General features: G+C 74.9%; 6 protein-coding genes. All 6 read left to right on the top strand.

The features are described from left to right. The first annotated feature begins 51 nt into the window (after positions 1-51). Complete coding sequence (locus tag ABEA15_RS21855; protein ID WP_345558698.1) at positions 52-1734, top strand: (2,3-dihydroxybenzoyl)adenylate synthase; 1683 nt, start codon at positions 52-54, stop codon at positions 1732-1734. A gap of 62 nt (positions 1735-1796) precedes the next feature. Then, complete coding sequence (locus ABEA15_RS21860; protein ID WP_345558700.1) at positions 1797-2459, top strand: isochorismatase family protein; 663 nt, start codon at positions 1797-1799, stop codon at positions 2457-2459. Between the two features lie 73 nt (positions 2460-2532). Next, a complete protein-coding gene (locus ABEA15_RS21865) occupies positions 2533-3882 on the top strand; it encodes a lysine N(6)-hydroxylase/L-ornithine N(5)-oxygenase family protein (RefSeq protein WP_344143621.1) in 1350 nt (449 codons plus the stop codon). 87 nt (positions 3883-3969) lie between these two features. Continuing rightward, positions 3970-4245, top strand: a complete 276-nt coding sequence (locus tag ABEA15_RS21870) for a phosphopantetheine-binding protein (protein ID WP_344143622.1) — start codon at positions 3970-3972, stop codon at positions 4243-4245. A gap of 44 nt (positions 4246-4289) precedes the next feature. Further along, positions 4290-5792 (top strand): tryptophan 7-halogenase, encoded by a 1503-nt coding sequence (locus tag ABEA15_RS21875; RefSeq protein WP_345558703.1) that lies wholly within the window; start codon positions 4290-4292, stop codon positions 5790-5792. A gap of 117 nt (positions 5793-5909) precedes the next feature. Beyond that, positions 5910-7465: condensation domain-containing protein (locus ABEA15_RS21880; protein ID WP_345558705.1), on the top strand; the 1556-nt coding region annotated here is incomplete at its 3' end.

Consider the following 7465-nt stretch of genomic DNA (forward strand, 5'->3'; position numbering starts at 1 on the left):
CCCGCCCGCGCGAGAGACCACCGACCCGAACCGAAGGGACCGCCCACAGCCATGCTCGCCGGATGCACCCCCTGGCCCGCGGAGTTCGCCGACAGCTATCGACGCCGGGGCTACTGGACGGGCGAGACCCTCGGCGCGTTCCTGCGCGACCGCGCGCACCGCTTCGCCGAGCGCACAGCCGTCATCGGCGCGGGCAGGCGCTGGAGCTACGCCGAGCTCGACACCCGGGCCGACCGCATGGCGGCCGGCCTGGCGCGCCTGGGCATCGGCGCCGGAGACCGCGTCGTCGTCCAGCTGCCCAACCGCCCCGAGGTCTTCGAGGTCGCCTTCGCCCTGATGCGCCTCGGCGCCCTGCCCGTCTACGCGCTGCCGGCCCACCGCCGGGCCGAGATCTCCTACCTGTGCTCGTTCACCGAGGCCGCCGCACTGGTCGTCGCCGACACCGACGCCGGGTTCGACTACCGCGAGCTGGCCGAGCAGGTGCGCGCCGAGACCGGCGGCCCCGAGCACATCCTGGTGGCCGGCGACACGGGCGGCCGCGCGCACATGAGGACGCTGGAGGAGGTCCGCGAGGGCGGCGGCGCCGGTCCCGGCGCCACCGCCGGGCCCGACCCGGGCGAGGTCGCGTTCCTCCAGCTGTCCGGCGGCACCACCGGGCTGCCCAAGCTCATCCCGCGCACCCACGACGACTACCTGTACTCGGTGCGCGCCAGCGCCGAGATCTGCGCGCTGGACACCGGCACCGTCTACCTCGCCGCGCTGCCCGTGGTGCACAACTTCCCGATGAGCTCGCCCGGCTTCCTCGGCGTGTTCAGCGCCGGCGGCACCGTGGTCCTGGCCCCCGACCCCAGCCCGGCCACCTGCCTGGCCGCGATCGAGGCCGAAGGCGTCACGCACACCGCCGTCGTGCCGCCCGTGGCGATGCTGTGGCTGGACGCCGCCGACGGCGGCTCCCAGGCCCACCGGGACCTGACCAGCCTGCGCGTGCTGCAGGTCGGCGGGGCCAAGTTCAACGCCGAGGCCGCGCGCCGCGTGCGCCCGACGCTGGGCTGCACGCTGCAGCAGGTCTTCGGCATGGCCGAGGGGCTCGTCAACTACACGCGCTACGACGACCCCGAGGAGGTCGTCGTCACCACGCAGGGACGGCCCATCTCGCCCGACGACGAGATCCGCGTCGTCGACAGCGACGGCACCGAGGTCGCCCCCGGCGCGCTCGGCGAGCTGCAGACCCGCGGCCCCTACACCATCCGCGGCTACTACCGCGCCCCCGAGCACAATGCCGAGGCCTTCACCGCCGACGGCTTCTACCGCACCGGCGACCTGGTGCGCACCACGCCCACCGGCCACATCGTCGTCGAAGGCCGCGCCAAGGACCAGATCAACCGCGGCGGCGAGAAGATCGCGCCCGACGAGGTCGAGAACCACCTGCTGGCCCACCCCGGCGTGCACGACGCCGCCGTGGTCGCCGTGCCCGACCGGTTCCTCGGCGAGCGCACCTGCGCCTACGTGGTGCCGCGCGGTGCCGGGCCCGCCCGCTCCGAGCTGCTGGCGTTCCTGCGCGAACGCGGCCTGGCCGCGTACAAGATCCCCGACCGGCTGGAGCTCGTCGACGCGTTCCCCGCCACCGGGGTCGGCAAGATCAGCCGGCGCGAGCTGCGCGAGGCGGTCCGGGCCGCCCACGCGCCGGCCGAGCCCGGCGCCCCGCCGCCCTCCCGGGCCGCCGCCCGGCACTGACCAGCCCCGGGAGCGCGCGCCCGCGCCCCGGCCCGCCCCACGACCCGTCGAATGGACGACCGATGCCGCTGCCGCACATCGAGCCCTACGACCTGCCCTCCGCGGCGGAGCTGCCCGACAACCGCGCGGACTGGCGCCCCGACCCCGCGCGGGCCGCCCTGCTCATCCACGACATGCAGCACTACTTCCTGCGGCCCTACTCCGCGGGCACCCAGCCGCTCGAAGGCGCCCTCGCCAACATCGCCGCCCTGCGCGAGCGCGCCCGCGCCGCCGGAATCCCCGTCGTCTACACCTGCAAGCCCGGCGACGTGCCGCCCGAGCGCCGCGGCCTCGAACTCGACTTCTGGGGCCGCGGCATGCGCGCCGACCCCGACCACTCCGACATCGCCGCCCGGCTGCGGCCCGAAGAGGGCGACGAGGTGGTCACCAAGCACCGCTACAGCGCCTTCGTCGGCACCGGCCTGGCCGAGCGGCTGCGCGGCCTGGGCCGCGACCAGCTGCTGATCACCGGCGTCTACGCGCACATCGGCTGCCTGCTCACCGCCGCCGACGCCTTCATGCGCGACATCCAGCCGTTCCTGGTCGCCGACGCCACGGCCGACTTCAGCGCCGAGGACCACCGCTTCGCGCTGCGCTACGTGTCCCAGCGCTGCGGCATGGCGCTGACCACCGGCGAGGCGGCGGCCGCTCTCGCTCCGGCGCCCGCGCTCGACTCGCGCGTGTGAGCGCCGCCCGGCACAGCACCGCCACGCCCGTCAGCGAGCACCGACCCGGTGAGTGAGAACCGAAAGGACCCCCGTGACCAACACGCCGCAGCCCCCGCCCTCCCACGACCTGGTGGGGATCGGCTTCGGGCCCTCCAACGTCGCGCTGGCCATCGGCCTGCGCGAGCAGCGCGAGCGCGCCGCCGCCGACCCCGCCACACCCCCGCTCAGCGGAGTCTTCCTTGAGCGCCAGGCCGAGTTCGGGTGGCACCGCGGCATGCTGCTCGACGACGCCACGATGCAGGTCTCCTTCCTCAAGGACCTGGTGACCACCCGCAACCCCGCCAGCGACTTCGGGTTCCTCTCGTACCTGCACGACGCGGGCAGGCTGCACGACTTCATCAACCACAAGACGCTGTTCCCGCTGCGCACGGAGTTCCACGACTACCTGGCCTGGTGCGCCGACCGCGTCGGCGACCAGGTGCGCTACGGCGCCGAGGTGGTGGGCGCCGAACCGGTCCGCGACGAGGGTGGGCGCATCGCCCAGATCGACGTCGTGGCGCGCACCGCCGACGGCGCCTGCCACCGCAGCCGCGGCCGCAACGTCGTCTTCGCGCCCGGCCTGACCCCGCGCCTGCCCGCCGGCGCGCGGCTCAGCGAGCGCGTCTGGCACAACGAGTACCTGTTGCAGAGCCTGGAGGGCCTGGACGCCGCGGCTGCCCCCCGCTCCTTCGTGGTGGTGGGCGCCGGGCAGAGCGCCGCCGAGTGCGTCGAGCACCTCTACCGCCGGTTCCCCGGGGCCCAGGTGCACGCCGTGTTCTCGCGCTACGGCTACAGCCCCTCCGACGACAGCCCCTTCGCCAACCGCATCTTCGACCCCGAGGCCGTGGACGACTTCTACGGTGCCTCCGCCGAGGCCAAGGCCGAGATCATGGGCTACCACCGCAACACCAACTACTCGGTGGTCGACCCGGACCTGATCGACACCCTCTACCAGGCCGCCTACCAGGACAAGGTCAAGGGCACCGAGCGGCTGCGGATGCACAACACCTCGCGCGTGGCCGACGTGCACGAGGGCTCCGGCGGGGTGACCGTGACCGTGGAGGACCTGGCCGGCGGCAAGCACACCGCCGTCGAGGCCGACTACCTCGTCTACGCCACCGGCTACTCCGCGGCCGACCCCCGCGACCTGCTGGGCGAGCTGGCCGAGCACGTCGTCGGCGACTCCGCGGGGCGCCCCGCCGTGGAGCGCGACTACCGGCTGGCGACCTCCGACGAGGTGACGTGCGGCATCTACCTGCAGGGCGGCACCGAGCACACCCACGGGATCTCGTCCTCGCTGCTGTCCAACGTCGCGGTCCGCGTCGGCGAGATCCTCGACGCCATCAGCGCCCGCACCGGCGCCGCCGCACGCCCCGAGGAGGCGGCCGTCTTCGGGCGCTAGCCGCCGCACCCGCCCGGCCGGCCCCGAACCGGCCCGACCGACCGGGACCCGACCGACCGAGACCCTGCGACCCGAGGAGAACACGCCGTGTCCGAAAACCCCGCCGCCGACCGGGCGGACCAGGCCGCCGAGAGCAGCGGCGAGCTGACCGCCGAGCGCGTCCGCGCCGACGTCGAGCAGGTGCTGGGCGAGCCCGCGGGCTCGCTGGGCGAGCAGGACGACCTGCTCGACCGCGGCATGGACTCGATCCGCCTGATGAGCCTGGTCGAGAGCTGGCGCAAGGCCGGTGTCGAGACCGACTTCATCACCCTGGCCGAGGAGCCCACGGTCGCCGCCTGGACCCGGCTGCTGCTCGACCGGTAACCCCGCCCCCCTCCCGAGACCGTCCCAGACCAGGAGCCGCGAGCATGAGCGCCCCAGAGGAATTCGATGTCATCGTCGTCGGAGGCGGCCCCGCCGGCTCCACCGCCGCCACACTGATCGCCGACCAGGGCCACCGGGTCGTGCTGCTGGAGAAGGAGCGGTTCCCCCGCTACCAGATCGGGGAGTCGCTGCTGCCCGCCACCGTGCACGGCGTCTGCCGCCTGCTCGGCGCCGACGAGGAGATGCGCGCCGCCGGGTTCACCACCAAGCGCGGCGGCAGCTTCCGGTGGGGCACCGCCCCCGATCCGTGGAACTTCCTGTTCGCCCTGTCGCCCGCGCTTTCCGGACCGACCTCCTACGCCTACCAGGTCGACCGGATGACCTTCGACGACATCCTGCTGCGCAACGCCGCCCGGCACGGGGTCGACGTGCGCGAGGAGTCGTCGGTGCTGGAGGCGGTCACCGGCGGCGGCCGCGTCACCGGCGTCGTCTACAGCGACCCCTCGGGCGCCCGCCGCGAACTGGCCGCCGCCCACGTGGTCGACGCCTCCGGCAGCACCGGCCGCCTGCACGCGGCCGCCGGCGGCACCCGCCACTACTCCGACTTCTTCCAGAACCTCGCCGTCTTCGGCTACTTCGCCGGCGGCGGCCGGATGCCCGAGCCCGACGCCGGCAACATCCTCTGCGCCGCCTTCGACGAGGGCTGGCTGTGGTACATCCCGCTGCGCGACGACCTCACCAGCGTCGGCGCCGTCCTCAACCGCGACCAGGCCCCCCGCATCCAGGCCGACCGCGAGGGCACGCTGCGCGCGTCCATCCAGCGCTGCGAAATCGTCCGCGACCTGCTCGGCGACACCAAGCGCATCACCCAAGGCACCTACGGCAGCGTCCGGGTGCGCCGCGACTACTCCTACGCCAACACCCGCTTCTGGGCGCCCGGCATCACCCTCATCGGCGACGCCGCCTGCTTCATCGACCCGGTGTTCTCCACCGGCGTGCACCTGGCCACCTACAGCGGGCTGCTCGCCGCGCGCTCCCTCAACAGCGTGCTCGCCGGAGACCTGAGCGAGGAGCGGGCCTTCGGCGAGTTCGAGGGCCGCTACCGGCGGGAGTACGCCGTCTTCTACGAGTTCCTCGCCGCCTTCTACGACATGCGGCAGCGCGAGGAGACCTACTTCTGGAAGGCCCGCAAGGTCACCAACATGCAGACCGACGACATGCAGGCGTTCGCCACCCTGGTCGCCGGCGCCTCCTCGGCCGAGACGGCGCTGGTGGGCGCCGACTCCCTGGCGCACCGGTTCAGCTCCTCCTCGGCCGAACTGACCGGGGCCGTGGAGCGCACGGGCGCCGCACGCACCGACAGCGGCGAGCGCATGACCGAGCTGTTCCGCGCGCCCGTGGTGGCCGACGTGATGTCGGAGATGAACCGCATCCAGCAGCGCGGCGTCACCGGCCCGGCCACCACCGAGACCCCGCTGCTGGACGGCGGCCTGGTGCCCTCCGCCGACGGCCGGCGCTGGGCCGAGCCCGACGCCGCACCCGCCTGACCCGCGCCGGTCCGCGCCCGCCCGGCGCGGACCGGCCCAGCCGTCCCGCGTTCCGCCGAATCCGGCAGGGGGCCTTCGGTGCCCGTGCCGGCCGCGTTCTCCCGAAAGCAGCGCACCATGACCCAGACCCGCCCCTCCCCGACCCCCGTGTCGCTGGCACTCACCGGTGCCCAGCGCGGCGTCTACTACGCCCATCACGTCGCATCGGCCGGCGCGGACCCCGCCGCCGGGCGCTACAACGTGGGCCAGTACATCGACCTGCCCGGCCGGCTGGACCCCGCGCTGCTGCGGGCGGCCCTGGAGCGCACCGTCGCCGAGACGGACACCCTGCGCACCGTCGTCGCAGACGGCGGGGTGCGGCCGGGGCGGGCGGGCGCCGCGGGGCCGGAGGACGGCCGGGACGAGCCGCACCAGCTCCTCCACCCCGACCTGCCCTGGGACGGGCCGCTGCTGGAGGAGGCCGACCTGAGCGCGCGCGAGGACCCGCGCGGCGCGGCGCTCGCGCTGATGCGCGCCGACATGGCCGCGCCCGTCGACCTCGCCGCCGGCCCGCTGCACCGGTTCGTGCTCTACCGCATCGGCCCCGAGCGCCACCTGTGGTTCCAGCGCTTCCACCACGTCGTCGCCGACGCCTACGCCATCACGACCTTCACCCGCCGCGTCGCCGAGGTCTACACCGCCCTCGCCTCCGGGCAGAGCCCCGAGCGCAGGTTCGGCGACCTCTCCGCGGTCGTCGCCGAGGAGGAGGACTACGCCGCCTCCGAGCGGCGCGCCGCTGATCGCGAGTACTGGAGCGCGCTGCTGGCCGACCGGCCCGAACCGCCGCTGCTCAGCGACGCGCCGCCGGCGCCCGCACCGGCCGTCGTCACGGCCGCCGGCGGGCTGGACGCGCAGACCGCCGAGCGGCTGGCCGAGCTGGGCGGGCGCTCCGGCGCCAGCTGGGCCGAGACGGTCGTCGCCGCCTTCGGCTGCTACGTCCACCGCCGCACCGGCGCCCGCGACGTCGTGCTCGGCATGCCCGCCATGGGCCGCCTGGGCTCGGCCGCCCTGCGCACGCCCGCCATGGTGGTCAACGTGCTGCCGCTGCGCCTGGGCCTGCACCCCGCCGACACCGTCGCCGACCTGCTCGCGCACACCACCGCCCGGCTGCGCGAGCTGCGCGCCCACCAGCGCTACCGGGCCGAGGACGTGCGCCGCGACCTCAGCCTGGTGGGGCGCGGAACCGCGCTGCACGGGCCGATGATCAACATCAAGGCCTTCGACTACGACCTCGACTTCGGCGGGGTCCACGGCACCGCGCGCACCCTGTCCGAGGGCCCCGTCGACGACGTGTCGCTGTCGGTCTACCGCGACACCGGCAGCGGCGGGCTGCGCTTCGAGCTCAACGGAAACGCCGCCCGCTACACCGCCGAGGGACTGGACGCGCTGCTGGCCGAGTTCGGCCGGCTGCTGCGCGGTATCGCGGCAGAGCAGGGCGCGCCCGAGCAGGCCGACCGCAGGCCGCTGGGCACCCTGGACATCGCCGACGCCGCGGCGGCCTCCGGCCCTGCCGCCGAGGTGCCCGGCGCCCCGGTGGCCGACCTGGTCGCCGAGGCCGCCCGCCGCACGCCCGACGCCCCCGCTGTGGTTGCGGGTGGTGTCGCGGTGTCGTTCGCGGAGTTGGCGGGGCGTGC

This window comes from Streptomonospora halophila, assembly GCF_039542725.1.
Classification (GTDB): Bacteria; Actinomycetota; Actinomycetes; order Streptosporangiales; family Streptosporangiaceae; genus Streptomonospora; species Streptomonospora halophila.

Bases quoted from the DNA above. Each gene is read 5' to 3' on its own strand.
- ABEA15_RS21855 (WP_345558698.1), top strand. From the start codon at position 52: ATGCTCGCCGGATGCACCCCCTGGCCCGCGGAGTTCGCCGACAGCTAT.
- ABEA15_RS21860 (WP_345558700.1), top strand. From the start codon at position 1,797: ATGCCGCTGCCGCACATCGAGCCCTACGACCTGCCCTCCGCGGCGGAG.
- ABEA15_RS21875 (WP_345558703.1), top strand. From the start codon at position 4,290: ATGAGCGCCCCAGAGGAATTCGATGTCATCGTCGTCGGAGGCGGCCCC.